This is a genomic window from Chryseobacterium sp. PvR013 (genome assembly GCF_017833095.1).
GTDB classification, from domain to species: domain Bacteria; phylum Bacteroidota; class Bacteroidia; order Flavobacteriales; family Weeksellaceae; genus Chryseobacterium; species Chryseobacterium culicis_A.
This window is the reverse complement of record NZ_JAFIBT010000001.1, coordinates 1,059,334-1,078,721: the sequence shown is the minus strand read 5'-3', so window position 1 is coordinate 1,078,721 and position 19,388 is coordinate 1,059,334. Positions and strand designations below refer to the sequence as shown.

The 19,388-nt window shown below is 37.3% G+C and carries 15 protein-coding genes; 8 read left to right on the top strand and 7 right to left on the bottom strand.

The genetic code is table 11. From position 1 onward, the window contains the following. Positions 1-30 precede the first annotated feature (30 nt). Genes JOE44_RS04990 through JOE44_RS04980 form a run of 3 tightly spaced genes read left to right on the top strand, consistent with a single transcriptional unit; the run spans position 31 to position 5,558 of the window. A complete protein-coding gene (locus JOE44_RS04990; protein ID WP_209784604.1) occupies positions 31-3,255 on the top strand; it encodes a SusC/RagA family TonB-linked outer membrane protein in 3,225 nt (1,074 codons plus the stop codon). A 4-nt stretch (positions 3,256-3,259) separates the two neighbouring features. Further along, positions 3,260-4,663 (top strand): RagB/SusD family nutrient uptake outer membrane protein, encoded by a 1,404-nt coding sequence (locus tag JOE44_RS04985; RefSeq protein WP_209784603.1) that lies wholly within the window; start codon positions 3,260-3,262, stop codon positions 4,661-4,663. A gap of 16 nt (positions 4,664-4,679) precedes the next feature. Next, positions 4,680-5,558: a glycerophosphodiester phosphodiesterase family protein gene (locus tag JOE44_RS04980; protein ID WP_209784602.1), complete on the top strand. Its 879-nt coding sequence runs from the start codon at positions 4,680-4,682 to the stop codon at positions 5,556-5,558. Between the two features lie 650 nt (positions 5,559-6,208). Here JOE44_RS04980 and JOE44_RS04975 read toward each other — a convergent pair. Beyond that, positions 6,209-6,364 (bottom strand): hypothetical protein, encoded by a 156-nt coding sequence (locus JOE44_RS04975; protein WP_209784601.1) that lies wholly within the window; start codon positions 6,362-6,364, stop codon positions 6,209-6,211. Positions 6,365-6,466: 102 nt separating this feature from the next. Here JOE44_RS04975 and JOE44_RS04970 point away from each other — a divergent pair, with 102 nt between their 5' ends. From JOE44_RS04970 to pelA, 5 genes are all read left to right on the top strand, one after another. After that, a complete protein-coding gene (locus tag JOE44_RS04970) occupies positions 6,467-8,047 on the top strand; it encodes a hypothetical protein (RefSeq protein ID WP_209784600.1) in 1,581 nt (526 codons plus the stop codon). Positions 8,048-8,458: 411 nt separating this feature from the next. Then, complete coding sequence (locus JOE44_RS04965; RefSeq protein WP_209784599.1) at positions 8,459-9,046, top strand: Crp/Fnr family transcriptional regulator; 588 nt, start codon at positions 8,459-8,461, stop codon at positions 9,044-9,046. A gap of 55 nt (positions 9,047-9,101) precedes the next feature. Further along, entirely contained in the window at positions 9,102-9,785 is a 684-nt protein-coding gene (locus tag JOE44_RS04960) for an MBL fold metallo-hydrolase (RefSeq protein WP_209784598.1), read from the top strand. 348 nt (positions 9,786-10,133) lie between these two features. After that, entirely contained in the window at positions 10,134-11,312 is a 1,179-nt protein-coding gene (locus JOE44_RS04955; RefSeq protein WP_209784597.1) for a DUF4861 family protein, read from the top strand. 28 nt (positions 11,313-11,340) lie between these two features. Then, positions 11,341-12,360, top strand: coding sequence for a pectate lyase (pelA, locus tag JOE44_RS04950; protein ID WP_209784596.1), 1,020 nt, complete (start codon positions 11,341-11,343; stop codon positions 12,358-12,360). 112 nt (positions 12,361-12,472) lie between these two features. On the opposite strand, the gene JOE44_RS04945 is transcribed toward pelA, so the two are convergent. The 6 genes from JOE44_RS04945 to JOE44_RS04920 form a co-directional block, all read right to left on the bottom strand. Further along, positions 12,473-13,579 carry a pectate lyase-like adhesive domain-containing protein gene (locus JOE44_RS04945; protein WP_209784595.1) on the bottom strand — a complete coding sequence of 369 codons (1,107 nt, stop codon included), beginning with the start codon at positions 13,577-13,579 and terminating at the stop codon, positions 12,473-12,475. Between the two features lie 475 nt (positions 13,580-14,054). Further along, a complete protein-coding gene (locus tag JOE44_RS04940) occupies positions 14,055-14,393 on the bottom strand; it encodes a cupin domain-containing protein (RefSeq protein ID WP_209784594.1) in 339 nt (112 codons plus the stop codon). A gap of 44 nt (positions 14,394-14,437) precedes the next feature. Next, positions 14,438-15,172 carry a rhamnogalacturonan acetylesterase gene (locus JOE44_RS04935; RefSeq protein WP_209784593.1) on the bottom strand — a complete coding sequence of 245 codons (735 nt, stop codon included), beginning with the start codon at positions 15,170-15,172 and terminating at the stop codon, positions 14,438-14,440. Between the two features lie 300 nt (positions 15,173-15,472). Next, positions 15,473-16,453 carry a pectinesterase family protein gene (locus JOE44_RS04930; RefSeq protein ID WP_209784592.1) on the bottom strand — a complete coding sequence of 327 codons (981 nt, stop codon included), beginning with the start codon at positions 16,451-16,453 and terminating at the stop codon, positions 15,473-15,475. A 16-nt stretch (positions 16,454-16,469) separates the two neighbouring features. Continuing rightward, positions 16,470-17,378, bottom strand: coding sequence for an alpha/beta hydrolase (locus JOE44_RS04925; protein ID WP_209784591.1), 909 nt, complete (start codon positions 17,376-17,378; stop codon positions 16,470-16,472). A gap of 341 nt (positions 17,379-17,719) precedes the next feature. Further along, positions 17,720-19,387, bottom strand: coding sequence for a glycoside hydrolase family 28 protein (locus tag JOE44_RS04920; RefSeq protein ID WP_209784590.1), 1,668 nt, complete (start codon positions 19,385-19,387; stop codon positions 17,720-17,722). Position 19,388: the final 1 nt, after the last annotated feature.

The following is a 19,388-nucleotide window of genomic DNA, read 5'->3' as shown; positions in this document are numbered from 1 at the left end:
AGTCAAATAACAACTAATTTCAGCAAAGCTATGAAAAAAACAACAATTAGCATGATGTTGTTGGGTCTTTTGTGCGCGCCACAGTTTACCTACGCAGAGGCTAACAAATGTTTTCAACAGTCCGTCATTCAGCGGAAAACGCCTTTAATCAAAATCTTTGAAAAACTTTCAAAAGAACATGGCGTAAAATTCTTTTATTCGGTTTCAGACCTTAAGGATATTCAGGTGGATGAATCTCAGGTTAACTATCAGTCATTATCATCGTCTTTAGACTATCTGAAGAAAAATGTTGGTCTGGATTTTAATGTAGATCAGAAAACAGTCACCGTTCGTCTCAATGCAAGAGCAATTACAAAAATTCAGAGGAATAATGCTCAACAGTCTGCGGAATATTTAAATCCGATAAAAGACACAGTAACATCCAGGGAAAAAAATATTGATGAGGTTGTTTTGGTAGGGTATGGAAAACAGAGTAAGAAAAACAATTCCGGCTCCATCTCTTCTATTGACGAGAAACAGATGAAAGGGGTTGCCTCCAGTAATTTCGGGGATATTATTGCCGGAAAAGCTACCGGAGTTCAGATTACCCAGGCTAATGCAACGCCGGGAGGTTCACCTTCTATCAGAGTAAGAGGTATCGGAACATTAACAGCGGGTTCGAATCCCTTGATTGTTGTTGACGGACTTCCTCTCACCGAAGGTTCCAATCTGAATGCTATTGATCCTAATTCCATTGCAAAAATTGATATCTTAAAAGATGCCGCCTCCGCAGCCATTTATGGTTCCAGAGGAGCCAATGGAGTGATTATCATTGAAACAAAACAAGGGAAAAAAGGCAGAATGGCTGTTTCTTTTGATTCCTATTACGGAATGCAGATGAGAAGCGATAATGTAAAATTGGTGAATGCTTACGATATGGCCACTTTTCTGAAAGAAGCCAGAGATAACAACTATCTTTCCAAGGGCAGCAACAGAAGTATTTCTGATGATAATGCTACAAGAATAAGTAAGGGAGCATCTTTAAGAGAGTTAATCCCTGATTATCTCGCCCCTTACCTGGCAAAGCAGCCTGGATTAACAGATACCGACTGGCTGAATACTGTAATGAAACCGGCACCCATAAGCCAGACTTCATTAAATGTTACGGGAGGAAGCGATAAAAGCAAATATGCTTTTACCATGAGCTATTTTAACCAGAAAGGATTGGTGATCGGGACAGACTACGAAAAATTTTCCACCAGCGTTAATCTTTCCACAGAACTTACAGATAAATGGAAAATAGGAGTAACGATGACACCATCTTATGCAACGGGAACCATCAATGCAGCAGAAAATTCGAGAAGTTATAATCCACTGCAGATGGCTACTGCAATGTATCCTTTCTTTAAACCTTATAATGATGACGGAAGTTTGGCCATTTCCAAACAAATCTTAGGAAATACAGCAACTGACGGTGCTTTGGTAGAGAATCCCGTTGCGATTCAGGAAATGACGAACAGAAAATATACTTTATTTAAAACATTCGGAAATATTTTCACAGAGCTTGAGCTGTTGAAAGGCTTGAAATACAGACTTTCAGTAGGCGGAGATTACACCAACTACGAATATAATTTCTTCGATCCTTCTACAGTGGGAGCCTACAGAGCAGCCGCTCCGGATGTTACTTTTGCGAACAGAACAGAATATATCCGCAAAAATTATCTGATTGAAAACCTGCTTTCATTTGATAAAAAATGGGGTGAGCATAGAATAGATGCCATTGCCGGACAGTCTTTTCAGCAGGAAGATAATACTCAGCTTTTAACCGAAGCTACCGCATTTCCAGACAACAGCATCCGGAATATTGCAGGCGGAACTTCATTTAAAAACACGCTGACACAATACAAATGGAGATTGCTGTCTTATTTCACCAGAGTTAATTACACCTTTGATAATAAATATAATCTGATGGCTTCTTATCGTAGAGACGGCTCTTCACGTTTCGGGAAGAATTCCAAATGGGGAGATTTCTATGCATTTTCTGCAGGCTGGACGATCAGTAATGAAAATTTCTTTCCTGAAAATACTATTGTAACGGATTTAAAGCTAAGATACAGTCTTGGAAGCAACGGAAATAATCAAATTCCTAATTTCGGGGCACTTTCGCTGATGAATCCTGATAATTACAACTTTGGCGGTGTTCTAACACCAGGGTATACAACGGCAACGGCTCCCAATCCTAATATTTCCTGGGAAAAGTCCAGATCAAACAACTTCGGAATTGATTTCTCTCTGTTTAAAAATATCCTGAATATTTCTGCAGATTATTATATTCTGAACAGAGACGGTTTGTTACTTGATGTTCCCGTTCCACAGCAGTCTGGTTTCAGTACATCGCTTCAAAATATAGGAAAGATCAAAAACTCCGGTTTTGAATTACAGATTTCTTCGAAAACTTTCAATATTGCCAACGATTTTACTTATTCGGGAAGCTTTAATTTTTCAACCAATAAAAATGAAGTTTTGGCCTTGGCAAACGGACAGAATCAGATTATTACGGGTGAAAATAATTTCTCTGTCACAAAAGTGGGCGGTTCTATTGGTGAAATGTATGGGTACAATATTGTCGGAATCTACAAAACTCAGGAGGAGATCAACAATTCACCACACATTACCGGAACAATGGTTGGAGACTATATTATGGAAGACCTCAATGGTGATGGGAAAATTGATGTCAATGATAAAAGAAGTTTCGGAAGCGGCGTTCCCAAATACATTCTTAGTTTCAATAATAATTTCAGATATGGACTTTTTGAATTAAGCTTCTCATTATACAGCGAAATAGGGAAGAGAATTTACAATGCAGATGCAGTAACTACTTTAGAATCGGGAGAAGGTTTCGGAATGGCCTCGCAGTATTATTTTGACAACCGCTATAATGCAGCAACCAACCCCAATGGATTTTTCGGAATGCCGAATATGAACTTTTCCAACAACAGAAAAGAAGCCAGAACTTCAAATCTCTATTTTAAAAATGCCGATTATGTGAGATTGAGATCGCTGCGTCTTGCTTTCAATTTTCCAAAATCAATGCTTGGAAATATCGGGTTGGAAAACGCACAGATCTATGTGGTAGGAAACAATCTTTTCACGCTGTCAAAATATAAAGGAATGAATATCGATGCCACTTCAGACAATGTTCTTACCCAAGGATTTGATCAGGCTTATTATCCGGTAGCTAAAATATATTCTGTAGGCTTTAACCTTAAATTTTAAAATCATGAAAAAAATATTCTTTACAATATTCAGTCTTTCTGTGATGTTTTCTTGTTCGTCTGATCTTTTGGATGTAAATCCTGAAGCCCAGAAAGTTTCCTCACAATTCTATACCAATGCTTCTGAAATTGAGCAGGGAATTGTTTCAGTTTACGGAGCCCTTCAGTACACCGGACAGTATCAGCTGGCAATGCCTGCGTTGGGAGAATTGCCTTCTGACAACACATATGATGAGGTTCCAGCCAATGATTCTTTTACGTATGGAGAGCTGGATTTTTTCACTATTCAACCTAATAACAGCCTTATTGCAAGTACCTGGAAGGACAATTATGTTGGAATTCAGCAGGCGAATATTATTCTGACAAGGATTGGAAAAATCCCTGATATGACCGATGCCCTGAAAAATACGAGAACCGGAGAAATGAAGTTTCTGAGAGCGCTGATGTATTTTAATCTGGTAAGAATTTATGGTGATGTTCCATTGGTATTAAAAGAAACCACGAATGTTAACGATTACTTTGGACAGCCAAGAACGCCTGTCGCAGAGGTATATTCAGCAATAGAAAAAGATCTGAAAGAAGCGATTGATCTTTTACCAACCACCACAACGCAAAAGGGTAGAGTAACCAAAGGAGCGGCTTTGGGAATTTTGGGTAAAGTGCTTCTGACACAGAACAAGTTTGCAGAATCACTGACCTATTTAAGTCAGATTGAATCTTTAGGCTATCAACTTTTGACCGATGTCAATAAAATTTTTGATGTCACTAATAAAAATAATGCTGAAATTATTTTTGATGTACAGTTCACCTCCGGATTGAACGGAAATTCGGAAGGAAGTTCGGCATTTCAGATGTTCAGTCCTTCCGGATCAGTTTCCGGAGCGAAAGGCCATAATCTTCCCACCAAAGAAGTCTACAATCTTTATTTGGCGGGAGATACAAGGAGGTCTGCCCATATCGGACTTACGTCAAACGGAATTCCTTTCAGTAAAAAACTGGTGAAAACATCCAATACCATTGCCGATGGAGGAAGCAATTTTGTGGTGTTGAGATTGGCTGATGTTTTCCTGATGATGGCGGAATGTTTTGCGCAGCAGAATGATCTTACAACCGCAAATTTATATCTGAATAAAATTAAAACCAGAGCAGGTATTGCTTCTGTAAACCTCTCAACAAAAGAGACATTACTGAATGAAATTGACCGCGAAAGAAGGCTTGAATTTGTAGGAGAAGGACACCGATGGTTTGATCTCGTGAGGACGGGAAAGGCTATTTCAGTGATGACTGCTCATTTTAGCAATAATGCGGGATACAGCACAGCGCAGATTAAGCCATACCACCTTCTGATGCCGGTTCCGCAAGGTCAGATTAATACTGATCCGGCCATTAAACAAAATCCAGGATATTAATTTAACATTTGAAATTATGCTTAACAATAGATTATTACCACTTTCTTTTCTTATTTTTTCTTCTTTGTGTTTTGCTCAGCAAAAGAAAATCTCACTTTCCACTTTTCCAGACCGTAAAGTCATGGTAGTTGCTCACCGTGGTGATTGGAGAGAGGCTCCGGAAAATTCGGTGTGGGCAGTAAAAAAAGCCATTGAAAAAGGAGTCGATATGGCTGAGATAGATCTTGCCATGACGAAAGACAGTGTTTTGATCCTGATGCATGACAATACCATCGACAGAACGACAACAGGGAAAGGAAAGCCGTCTGATTTTACATTAGCCGAGATTAAAAAACTCCATCTGAGAGATGGATTAGGAGTGGAAACCCAAATGAGTGTTCCTACTTTACAGGAAATTTTAGAGATTTCTGATGGAAAAATACTTCTGAATCTGGATAAAGGTTTTGATTATATAAAACAGGTATATCCTTTGGTGAAAAAACGAAATATGCTTGATCAGATTTTGTTTAAAGGTCATGAATCTTACTCAGAGTTCAATCAAAAATACGGTGATATAAAAAATGAAATTCACTATATGCCGATTATCCAGCTGGGGAAAGAAGAGGATCTGAAAAAAATCTCAGAGTACCTTAAGAGCTATAAAGTTTATGGTTTTGAATTTACAATCGGAACAACAGAAAAGAACCTGATTGATTTTAAAAAACTCAGAGAAAATAAGGTTAAAATCTGGGTAAATTCATTGTGGCCCCATCATAATGCCGGAAATAATGATGACCTGGTTCTCGATCATCCCAATATATATGACTGGTATATTCATAATGGAGTCAACATTATCCAGACTGACCGCCCGAAAGAACTGATCCATTATTTGAAAAGTAAAAAACTTTATTTTTAAGAATTAGAAGAGCTGAAATAATCAATTTCAGCTCTTTTTATCTATTGGGTAGTTGTATAAGCGATTTCCTAAAATGGATTGTTCATGATGACACTCAAGGAAAATATACTTTGGAAATTGAAAGTTTAAGAAAAAATAACTGGAATACGCCTTTTTTAGGATATTTTAACACGTGTTTTATGATTTGTGTCATAAAACAAATGCTATGTATTTCACTATATTTGGAATAATAAAGCTAACCATGAAATAAGCCAGCATAAAAACTTGTTAAACTAAAAATTATTAAAGATTACCAAAGATTATGAAAGACTTATTTTCACTCAACGGAAAGAGGAAGGATTATGTTATCAGTCATTTTGAAAAAGAGATGTATCCATTGATAGAAAATGATAATTGGATTATCGTTATCATTAAAAAGTGGTACCATACCATGATTGTATCCTATTTGATTTGCAATGATTTAGTTGCTTTAACTATTGTAAGAACAAAATTCCCTCCATTTTACGAAAAATATACGGTACAGTAGTGCCTTGGTAAACTATTTTTATTTTCAACCCATTCATTTTTCCAGAACAGACTTTTCACAAAGTGTCCTTCTTTTCTTAAATCCATTCTTTCCATCAGTTGAATGAAAGCTGTGTTCTCAGGATCTACGGAACCTGTAATTCTATGTTTATACAAATCATTACAAAGAAATCAATAATTCCTTTTAAAGCTTCAGCAGCATATCCTTTACCATCCAGATTTGAAATATATTGGTTTCTGTATCTGAACGGGAATTTATAGTTGTGGATATTTTTCCACAAGCCAGTAAATGTATTTCCACGGCATCCGGAGATTCTTTACATCTATATTAGGATACCTTTACCCCATAATAATATCAATTAAGATATGTAAAACAATAATGAATGGTTAAAATTTATACAAAATTAATTGTGACAGTGTTAGCTTTAAGCCCCACTTTTGCTTTTGCCCAAGCAGGAAATGTTGGTATTAATACTGCAAATCCAGGTTCCACTATGGATATCGCCGGATCATTAGCAGCAAATTATAATGCTGTCAATGCAAACTCTTATAATTTGAACTCATCAGATTTCCATGTCTCTTATAACGGGGGTTCCAATGCTGTTTTTAATCTTCCTTCTGCAATCAGTGGGGCTGGAAATTATAAAGGACGTATTTATAGGATTAAAAATAATACAAACTTTAGTATTACAGTAAATTCTGCACCTCCAGAGACTATTAATGGAAATCCCAATGTTCTTGTACCGGCAAATCAAAGTGTAGAATTAATCAATACCGGGCTTACAGGAGCTGCTTCTACATGGGAAATACTTTCAAAAGGAACTTCCTCTACAGGAGATTATATTGTTGTAAAACCAAACGCCATTCAAACAGTATCTACCGGATCGGATGTTACGTTTGGGTCTGTAATTGCAACCAATAACATTACTTATAATGCCGGTGTCTTTAATTTGAAAGCCGGGAAAACCTATGTGCTCCGTTGCCAACTGCATGCTACAGAGTTCTCACTGGCTGGAGGTTTCTTTGTCTATGAATGGGTGGATGCTTCAAATAATTCTGTTCTTCCTTCCAGTACCACCGGTGTTGTTGATGCAATCAATAATTATCCTGCCACTACAATAGGAGGCCAGCCAGAAGCCTATGCTATTTACAGACCTACGGTTGATACCTCTGTAAAAGTAAGATTAGGAGGAGCAGGAACAGCTCAGTTGAATCCTCAAATAGGATTTATGACTGTTACAGAACTTGCAGGAGGTAACGGTAACGGAGGAACAACGATTATTAATAACAATATTACCGCAAGCAATGGTCTTACATTATCAGGTACAGATGTAAAGCTGGGAGGAACCCTTTCACAAGCTACAGATATTGCAATGGCGGGAAACAATTTAAGTATTAATGGTGCAGGGAAAGTCCTTATGGGAACCAATACAGTACCTTCGGGTGCAGCAGATGCAAAAGTTATTATTGATAATGGAACTACCAATGGAGCTCTTCAGATTAAAGATGGTACCCAGCAGCTGGGGTATGTACTCACAAGTGATGCCAATGGTTTAGCAACATGGTCATCCACTGTTACTACCGCATTTGCCAATAATTGGACACCCTATACCGGAACATTGATAAATCCTTATACGGGAGGAACGGGGGCTGCCGGATTGAATACGGGAGTTCAGGTCACTATTCCTGCAAAGGGCTGGTATTTTTTCCGATGTGGAGTTGCTATCAATTCTGACTGTAATGATTACTTTTTTTATATTAATGGTATTGGTGATGTCTGGAGAAGCTATTGTGGATCAAATACTGCTGCGTTCATGTTTCCAAGGGATCAGAACCGTGTATTATATTTTGCTACACCAGGAACCTATACTGTGTTAGCTGGTAAAACAAACGGAATAATTCCAGCCTCATTCAATGCCGGAAATCCTTCTTTTTACTTGGATTTTGTAAAATTCCAAAACTAATATAGCCTCTTTTTTATAGAAATAATTAGGTTCGGAGATTCTAAAAACACATAAAAAAATACTGCAGGGATTTATTCCTTGCAGTATTTTTTATGGATTAAAAACGAAAATCTTTTCGTACTACGAAAAAGTAGCAATTTTATGTGATTTGTTTATAATAAAAAAGACAGGAAGAGCCAAAACTATCCTATAGTTCCATTTTTACATTTCCTATAGATTTTCAATACAATAATTAAAATGGGATGAAAGATACAGAGGTAGCATCATAGATTCAAGCTACAGCAGAAACATTGCTCGTTTTGAGGACATCGATCCTTTTTTAATGTACAATAATTGTTAGCTTTGTATCCTGGATTTGTTGAGTAACCCATAGACGGTTAAGAAGAAATAAAATAATAAAAAGAGTGCGAAATGACTGACGTATTTGAAAATTACCTATCCTCCATAGGAGGATTATCAGCTGAGGAAATTACCTTTGCGGAGAAGTTCTTCAAACCGATCAGTTTAAAAAAAGGTGATTTTTTTATTCGTGAGGATGAGCCCTGTCGTTATATAGGATTTGTCGCCAGTGGCTCTGTAAAAGCATATGCCACCGATAAAGAAGGAAGGGAAAATATCACCTGTTTCAAGTTTGAAAATGAATTTGCCACCTCCTTTCCTGAGTTTATGGCACAGGAAAAATCCAGAAGGAGTATCAGGGCGATTGAGGATAGCATAATCTATAAGATAAGCTACCTGGACTATCAGTATCTGCTTGGTCAGTTGGCCGCTTTGAACGAAGTTATAAAATTGGTGATGGAGCAGGAGTATATCCAAAAGGAACGTTATATGCTGAATTATAATAATAAGTCGGCTGTGGATAAATATCTTCATGTCTTATCTAGTGAACCGATACTCGTTCAGCGTGTAACAACACAGGATCTGGCATCGTATCTGGGTCTTACGCAGCGATCACTTACACGGGCGAAGGGACAAATCCACAGACCCAGTATATTATAGGACAAATGTCCTTATTATGCCCTGATCAGCGATGTAGATTTGCACAAAAAAAGCTATGTTACGTCAAATTGCTCCCGAGGTATTCCAGATTTCACTGATGCCACGAAATAGTATCAACTCCTATATTATCGAAGGTGTATTGATAGACTCCGGAATACGGAGTTCATATACCACTATAAAGAAAGCTCTCCAGAAAATCCCCGTTTATCAACATGTACTAACCCATGCCCATGCAGACCACCAGGGCTGCAGCGATCAGATATGCGCTGAGTTCGGAATACCTTTGCTCTGTCATCCTGATGAAGTTTTGAGAACCGAAACAGGTAGGGTAACCAATGACTATCCAACTCCCCGGCATTGGGTAGCAAAGCTTCAGCAAAAGTACTGGGCAGGGCAGGGACACAAAGTAGATCAGACAATCGTTGAAAATGATAAGATCGGAAACTTTCGGGTAATAGAGACTCCCGGACATTCGGCAGGTCATATTTCTTTATTCCGTGAGCGAGATGGTGTACTGATCATCGGAGATGCAGCGACAAATATGAACCTGCTCACAACAGCAACGGGTCTCCGGCTTCCACCAAACATATTCACCTCAGATCAGCAGCGTAACATCAAATCGCTTCAGAAACTGGCAGAACTGAATCCTGCCATACTCTGCTTCGGTCACGGACCAGTCATGCAAAATAGAGATCGGAAGTTTGAGGAATTTGTGGCTCAATGCAGCGTTTTTGTTTAATAAAAATAAACTGTGCGGTAAATTACGGATTGAATGTGCTTTATGCAGGCTTCATTCATATGGTGTTATTTTTCGTTCATATACTAATGGTTCTATGAAATAATTGGTTATCAATTGTTTATCCCTGATGTTGATTATTTTCTGTCGAAATAAAAATGACACTGTTTTTTTTAAATGGTGTCATTTGGTTTTATTGAACTTTAAATTATTTACAGGATTATGATGGATGAATTGAAAAGTATGATTATTTATGAGCTATTAGTACCATTTCCTATGATGAAACTCTAAGTTTATCATCTTTATATTGAAAATATTTTCTATTTTTGGAGAAACTGTAGACCTCTATGTATGAATAAAGTAAGTTTTAAATTAATTTGCGCAATCGATTGCATTTTTTCTTGTTTTTTATATGCTCAAAGATCTGTAAAGATTGTTAATCCTTTGGATGTTTCCAGAAGTGAGGTAGTGGCAATTCCCAGGACTATGCTGAAGTCATTTTTACATAAAAACAGGGAGGAGGAACTTAGAATAAAAGATGCAAAAGGGAAATGGTTACCAATTCAATGGATAGATTATGATGGTGATGGAAAAAATGAAGAATTACTTTTTCTGGTAAATATTGATGCAGGAAAAACCAATGTATACACTATTATTGCGGATGGGAGCGTTCAAATCCCAGAAATCGGAATTTCTACCTATTCGAGATTAGTCCCGGAAAGAGTAGATGATTACGCCTGGGAAAATGATAAAATTGCTTTCAGGGTTTATGGTCCGAAAGGCCAGCAGGAAGCTTTGCAGGGAATAAAAAGCAGTACACTCTCAAGCGGTGTGGACATCTGGCTGAAAAGAACAGACCAGCCTGTTATCAACAAATGGTATAAAGGTTATCTTACAGATCCCATGTATTATCATAAAGATACAAGAGGGGAAGGCTATGATCCTTACCATGTGGGAAACAGCAGAGGAACAGGTGGAATTGGAATCTGGAAAAATGAAAAACTTCAGGTTTCCCAAAACTTTGTTACTTCCAGAACAATTGCTGAAGGTCCTTTAAGAACAGTTTTTGAACTGACTTATCAGCCATGGAGTGAATATGAAGTGAAAGAAACCAAAAGAGTTTCTTTGGATCTGGGTTCCAACTTTTCTAAGTTTGAATCTGTTTTTGAATCAGAAAAACCTGTTCCTAATTATACTATCGGAATTTCGCTGCATAAAAATGAAGGAAAAACCCAACTGAATGATCAAGACGGATATTATCTTCACTGGGAGAAAATAGACGATGCTTTTGTGGGAGAAGGAATTGTTGTAAACCCGAAAATTGTTGAAAAATCAATCGCTTTTACCTCAAATATTCCTGATGAAAGTAATTTGTATGTTGTAACCAAACCTTCAAAAGTCTTAACGTATTACGCCGGATTTGCATGGCAGAAAAGCGGGCAGGTTCATACAGAGAAGGACTGGGAGAAAATGCTTCAGAAGCAGGCTCGGATCATTGCAAAACCATTAGTAGTGGAAGTAGGAGAATAATGAAGTGGTAATTTTTAAATAATATAAAATGAATCTAAAAATATACACATTGGCATTAGGACTGCTGTCGGTAACTTATTCTGCCCAGATTAAGGATACTCTGGCGGAGAAAATGCTGATCTATCAGCTTCCTAATGGTGGCTGGGGAAAACAGCTGGAAGATAAGTCAGTGGTAAACTATAGTCTGTCGATTGATAAAAACCTTTTAAGAAAGATAAAATCTACCGGGGATGATCATGCAACTATTGATAATAATGCAACATCCAGAGAAATCAGCAGCTTGATTAAAGCGTACGCAACAACCAAAAACCCAGATTATTTAAAAGCTGCGGAAAAAGGAATCAGTTATCTCCTTCTGATGCAGTATGATAATGGAGGATTCCCGCAGTATTATCCCAATACGGGGCTTTATAGAAAGCAGGTGACTTATAACGATAATGCGATGATCAATGCTCTTACTGTTTTGTACAATGCTGCGGAAGGCACGAATAATTTTGATGTGATTTCATCTTCTTTAAAAGAAAAATCAAAAATAGCTGTTCAGAAAGGTATTGGATGTATTTTGAAAACTCAGGTAGTCCAAAAGGGAAGTCCTTCCATCTGGGCAGATCAGTATCATGAAATTACATTGCAGCCGGATAAGGCAAGAGCTTTCGAGCCTGTTTCACTAGCCACCGGAGAATCGGTAGGAATTATAAGGTTTTTGATGCAGCAGCCCGTGACTCCTGAGATTGAAAAATCAATAAAAGCAGCAGTAGCATGGTTTAAGCAGAATAAAATTGAGGGATATAGCTACAATGTTACCAAACAGAATGGTAAAGCAGTTAGAGTATTGGCTGAAGATAAAAATTCCGTGATCTGGGCAAGATTTTATGATATTCATACCAATAAACCTTTGTTTGGAGACCGCGATGGCAGTGTAAAGTATAATTACAATGAAGTTTCGGAAGAAAGAAGAAACGGATACAGCTGGTTTGGTGATTTTGCAGAAAAGCTTTTAGCCAAGGAATACCCGAAATGGCTGGAGAAAAATAAACTAAGTGAATAATTGATCTTAACAGAAGCGGGTTTAGGCCCGCTTATTTTTTGTAAAATAAAAAAGAGCATCTCATTTCTGAGACGCCCTATTCCTTTTATTATTGTTGTTATTAAGCCTTCTTTTAAAACTGATCACAGACATTTCCTCCTAAAGTAGCACCTGCATTAGCCGTTACATCTGCTTTCACATCTGCCACGTTAAGTTTTGTGATACTGTATGGTGGAGTGAATGCCGTTCCGCTTCCTGCTGTATTTCCGGTAACATTGATGAAACTGCTTCCGGATTGGGTTACCGCGGTAAATCCACTCATCAGATTGATAGGCTCTTTTACATTTTCAAAAACATTTCGTTCTACCAGAATATTCGCCTGTACTCCGGCAGCAATACATTTGTTGCTTACGGAACTGTTGAAATAGCTGTTCAGGATATGAATTTTACCAAATCGTACTCTCGGCATACGCTCTCTGCATCCAGGCGCCCACCAGCATCTGACAAAAGTTACATTCAGTTTTCCGGCATCAGCAGTTGCTCCGTCGCTGGATCCGATAAGGTTCGAGAATCTGTGGTCATCCGTTCCTCCCGAACCTCCAGGTTTTGGAGCTTTCAGATAATGAAATTTGGTATAGGAAACCGTAATATAGTCGGATTTGTTTTTAATGTCGAAATTTCCATCTACACCATCTCTGAATTCGCAGTGGTCTATCCATACATTTCGGCAGTCATCCAGAATAGCGTTATCCCAACCATCGGTGTCATAAGCACCCGGACCTTCAAAAATCAGGTTTCGGATAATAATATTGTTGCACCTTTTAATATTGATAATGCCTGAACCATCTTTGGTCTGGTTTGTAGAAACCAGTTTGGCTCCGCTTGTTCCATAAATTGTTTTTCCTGTTTGATCCTGAAGCGATAAACGGGTAGTGATGGTAATGGTTCCGGTTACTTTGATCACTTTCACAGCTGTATTTTCAATAGCAGCTTTTAACTGAGCGTAGTTGGAAACGGTTGTTTCGGCTGCTGTTCCACCACCGGTTGTTCCACCGTTTTGAGAAGCCCATCCCGGAGCTACGCAATTGGCCAGAGGAACAATCTTTTGTGTCAGAGCGTTTTTAATGTTGAGTTCGCTTTGTGTAAGGTCGTTGTTGATTTCTTCCTGACCACATCCGGTTAAGGCAAAAGCAGAGCTTAGAGCGGCTGATAACAGAGCCGCTTTGAACGTTGTTTTCATAGTTTATATTTTGTGATTTGTTCTGGTGTAAAATTATAGTATTAATATTAAATTATTTTATATTTTACTATATTAATATTTATATAATTATAATGTTAAATATTTTATTTGATCAATCGGTTGCATTTTATATTTTATTTAAAAATTTGTTTATTGTTTTAAACTGGTAGCTAAAAATGACAGTATTTTATATTTTTAATGCTTTGTTTTTGTAGGATTATCGCAAAGGCGCAGGGATATTTAGGATTTGCACAATGTGAAATATCAGGCAAATGAGTGTTATTTTTTTTTCTCATAGATTTTACAGATTTCGCGGATCTTTTCATGATGATCGGCTCAACTTGCAAAACCTGAAGAAACTCATAAAATATTTGTTGTTCAATTTTATCGGAGATAAGATCTTTGCGTCTTAAAAACGGATAGTATTTCAAAAAAACCTTACTCCTTTGCGTCTTTCCAATCTCTATTTACCTTATTAAACAAGAAAATCTTCCCGAAAAGGTGTAAATGAATCAATGAGCTTTCCTTCTTCAATACATTTCACCCCATGGAAAATATTGGGCTGTGCAAAAAATCCATCTCCTTCCTGTAAGATTTTTGTTTCATCATCTACTGTAACTTCAAACTTTCCGGAAGCCACATATGTGATCTGGGAATGAAAATGCTGATGCAAAGTTCCTACAGCATTTTTTTCAAATTTTACAATCGCCATCATTATCTGGGAATTATATCCAACAAACTGCCTGGAAATACCATTTCCTAAATCTTCCCATGCCGTGTTCCTATCGAAGAAAGGTTCTTTTTTGAAATCCATTTTATCTTTTTAATTAAAATTTTGTGCAATCTGTACAATTCGTATTATTTAATATACTTCTCTAAGCCTATTTTCAGATCTTTCAAAGAAGTTACAGCCAGTTTTGCAATAGATGCTGCCCCTAGCTTTGATAAATGGGTATCGTCATCTTTTCCTTCCGGATAATAAGGTTCATCACCTTTTTTATAATGCAGATGCAGTTTTTTTGAATTTTCCGGACCATAAGAAATTTCCAGCTGCTCTGACAATAATTGTAAATCCACAAAAGGAACTTTAAGATCATTGGCAACCATTCTGACCACCAAAGGATATTCTTTATGTGTATCCACCAAAACACCGTTCTCATTAAAGTTTCTTCTGACAATAGACGTCATCAGAATAGGAATAGCACCTTTTGATCTCGCTTCAGTTACGTATCTTTCAAGATTGGCTCTGTATTGAGTATATGGATTGGTAAATCGTACCGAGTCATTGATTTTCTGGTCATTATGTCCAAACTGGATGATCACAAAATCCCCCTTTTTAAGCTGATTCATCACTTTATTCCATCTTCCTTCCGTTCTGAAGCTTTTTGAACTTCTCCCGTTAGTTGCATGATTCTGAATAGAAATTCCGGAGGTAAAAAGAGAGGGAAGCATCTGCCCCCAGCCATGTTCCGGGTTTTTATCCGGATTTTCTTTATTGGCCATTGTTGAATCACCAATCAGAAATAGAGTAGGTTGCTGTGCATAGGTGATGATGGAAAGGAAGAAGATAAGAAGGGTAAGTTTTTTTTTCATGTTTATTTTATTTAGTATAATTCTTTTGTATTGAAACAAAAGAATCAAAAATTCAAGACTGGGAATCTTCCGCTAAAAATTAATTCTATTCTCTAAAAATTCTAAACTCGTGCGAATTCGATTTTTCTTCTTCGGGTCATTACTGGTGTCGCACTCAAACAATAGAATTTTCTTAACGTTCACAGAAATAATTTTTTTAACGCTTCATATTCCAATGTCAATGGGATAGAAAAATTGGTCATTATTTTTCATTTGCTTTTTTATTTAAATATCTTCTGTATATTGGATATTACTTATTACCTATTGCTTATTATTTATGTTAGGGTTCCAGCCATCAAATATTTTTTCCAGAGTGTAATTTTTCAGGTCTTTTTTGGTTAGCTGATGAGACCAGCTTACCCGTTTTGAAGAATTTCCTCCCTCGCCTTTACTGCCGGATTCTGCGTAATAAGTTGTTTTTTCTTTATCGGGAAACATTTTATCTCCTTTCCAGGGATTCCAGCCTTCGGGCAGAATGTGTTTTCCCATTTCCGTATTGATAAAAACTGTTTTAGCATAAGGTCTCCACGGCCTTCCGAGATAAACTTTAGATACCTCATCTTTAGCAACAAGCTTACAATCGAAAAAAACAAATCCATATTTTCTGTCAATTTCCGTGGCGGCAGCAGTGATGTAAGAATCGGCTAAACTTTTAATCGTACAGTTTTTAAAAACAACGGTTGCCTGTCCGAAAATAAAATCGGTAGTTCCTTCTATATAACAGTTTTCAAAATACTGTCTGCTATGGTTGGTTGCAGCATAAAAAGTGTCCTGACAACCAATAATATCAGCGTTTTTCATTACAAAACGGTCGCCTTCTACATGAAGCGAAACAGCCTGTCCTTCATTGCATGAACTGTTTTGAACGGTCAGATTGCTGATTTTGATATCATCACCCATTACCAGAAGAGTATAGGAGTTGAAAGTCGTCATCTTTTCAGGAAAAGCATCTGGTTTTCCGGAGAAATCATTGTTGGTAATTATCGTATTGTTTCTGTTTTCCCCTTCCAGTGTGATCTTATGCTTCGAAGAAGGAATAACCACTTTTTCATGATAAATCCCAGCTTTGATTTTAATTAAAGCTTCTGCCGGACCAAGATCTCTTACTGAATTGATTGCTTTCTGAATGGTGGTAAAATCTCCGCTTCCATCCTGAGCCACTGTAACGCTGATGTAAGGTTTGCTCTGTGCCCATAGAAACTGAACGATTGGCAGGAACAGAATTACAAATAATTTTTTCATAAGATCCGGTTAAAAATTATTTCAACACTTTATTTAAAAAATCAACAGTATAGTTCAATGTTTGAGTGAACCATGGTTCTGCCGACCAGAATGAATGTGGAGAATCTTTAATTTCATGAAATTCAGTAGGGATGTTGTAAGCCTTTAGTTTTTTCATCATATCATCTCTTCCGGCATGAAACCTGGGTTGAGAGCTGTTGATAAAAAGAGTAGGCGGAGTATTTTTATCAACATATTCCAGCGGTGAAGCTTCTGTCCAGTTTTTGAGATTGGTATTCCGGTCTCCATCCAGCCAATAGGAAGCGTAGGTACTTTCCTCAGCTTCAGGATGGATGAACGAAACAATTCCATCAACATTGATGATTGACTTTATTTTGTTTTTGGCTTTTACGCCTACCAGGGTTGCCATCTGTGCACCGGCAGATTCACCAAAAACCACCATTTTATCTTTATTTAAAGAATATTTTCTGTGATTTTTTCTGATCCATTGAATAGCCGTTTCGATATCTTGAATACCTGCAGGATATTTGGCAATATCAGCAAGGCGATAACCAACAGCTATGACTACAAAACCTTTTGATGCCAGCTCCATTGCCATATATTTTTCATTGTCCTTACTTCCGGAAATCCATCCGCCACCGTGAACCATTGCAATTCCTACATGCTTTTTTGAATCATCAAGAGGGTAGTATACATCGGCTTTTAATGATGAACCATTGATGTTTTTGTATTCAATATCCTTGTCGATTTTAATATTTGGAGGAACCGGGCGATCAATAGGGGTAATAGAGGGATATTTTTTCTTTAATTTTTCAAAAGTTCCTTCATTGGTGTAAGGAGAAGCATTCGGTCTGCTTACCTGCCCGAATGCCATCGTCCCTACGAAGAAAATAGAAATATAAGTATGTCTTTTGTTAAAAATCATTTTGTCAGATTTTTACATTGAAACCGTTAAGAATCTTAAGCTATTAAGATAAATGAAGAAAATCCTTCTGATTTTTTAGAGGAACTTTTAGTGTAAAATCCAGCTTAATATTCTTAAAGATTTAATTCATCTTAATGGTTTTATAATTGTTTATAAATGTTGGAATACGCAAAGGCGCAAATTTTTTATTCTTTATTTTGGTTATAAGGCGCAAGAATATTTCGACTTCGCTCAATATGAGATTTTCAGCAAAATGAGAGGCTTTCAATTTTATCGAAGATAGAATCATTGCGTCTTAAAAATACTGTTAATTTAATTTTTTGCGTCTTTGCGATAATCAACTATTTTACTGAGTTCTTAGCTACCTCTGTTCCTATAGAAACAGCGCTTTTATCAGATAGTAAATCTTTAGGTACAGCTACTGCTCCGGTTTTGTTTCCTAAAACTTTGATGTAAGGCTTGATTGGTGATTCGAATTTCACAGTAGACAGGTTAATGTTTTTACTGTTATAAACCGTTGCTCCCGTTCCTTCAGTGTATTTCAGGGTTACATTCTTTAACTGGATTCCATCTGCATCAACAATTGTCAGTGCCTTTTTGGTATCAAATTTTGAATCTTCAATTACAATATTTTTAAGGTTCATTTCAGCCAGACCAAATAGGGTAATAGCTTCATAAGAATTAATGGCATTGATGTTTTTAAAGAAGATATTTCTGAAAACCGGAGTTTCTTCCGTTACAGGATAAACTTTTTCCGGGGTTTTATTTCCTTCCTGTTTTTGCCCCTCTTCTAAAACAGGGGAAGAGCCCTCATAGAACATATTGAAACCAATCGTTTGGGTAGGAATATTAATCATATCAATATTTTTAATGTAAATATTTTCTACAATTCCGCCTCTTCCACGGGTTGTTTTAAAACGAAGCCCGATATCTGTTCCGATGAAAGTACAGTCGGAAACATGAATATTTCTGGCACCTCCGGACATTTCACTTCCCACAACAAATCCTCCATGGCCATGATACACTACATTGTTTTTGATGATAACATTTTCAGTAGGCATTCCTCTTTTTCTGCCATCCTCATTTTTCCCGGATTTGATACAGATAGCATCATCACCTACATCAAATGTATTATCATAGATCAGAACATTTTTGCAGGATTCCAGATCTACACCGTCACCATTTTGAGAGAACCATGGATTTCTTACGGTAAGATTTCTTAGGATTACATTGGAGCACATTAATGGATGAAGATTCCACGCCGGGGAATTCTGGAAGGTAGGACCATCTAACAATACTTTGTCACAACCCACCAGACTCACCATCACCGGACGCAGAAAGTCTTTTACTGTGTTGAGTTCGTCTTTTGAGATCTTATCAGGAACATTGAAGCTTGAGCTGCTTTCAAATCCTTTTTTATAACTTTCTGAAGGATACCATGTTTTGCCATCGGAAGATAGAATTCCCCCTGATTTTATGATTTCTTTCCATTCAGATTCTGCAACTTTACTTTTTTTGATGGCTCTCCATGCGTCACCACTTCCATCAATGACTCCTTTCCCTGTAATGGCAATATTCGTAGCATTTTTTGCGGAGATAGGAGACTGGCATCGAATGGTATTGAGCCCTTCAAAACTTACATCTACCAAAGGATAATCATTTTTATCTTTACTGAAAATAATGAAAGCGCCTTCTTCCACATGAAGATTGATGTTGCTTTTTAATTCAATAGGTCCCGTGAGCCACATTCCTCTGGGAACTACCAGTTTTCCGCCTCCTTTTTTACTAAGGTCTTCAATGGCTTTTTTGAAAGCGGCCGTATTTTTTACATTTCCACCTGAGATTCCTCCAAATTGTGTGATGGAAACTGTTTGGGCAGGAAAAGAGGTTTCTGCAACCTGAGGCATTGTAAACTCAATGTTTTTGTAAATATCCAGGTTCTGGGCAAAAGCCTGCCCGGAAAACATCATTGCTGTGGCTAAACCTATAATTGTAAGTGACTTCTTCATG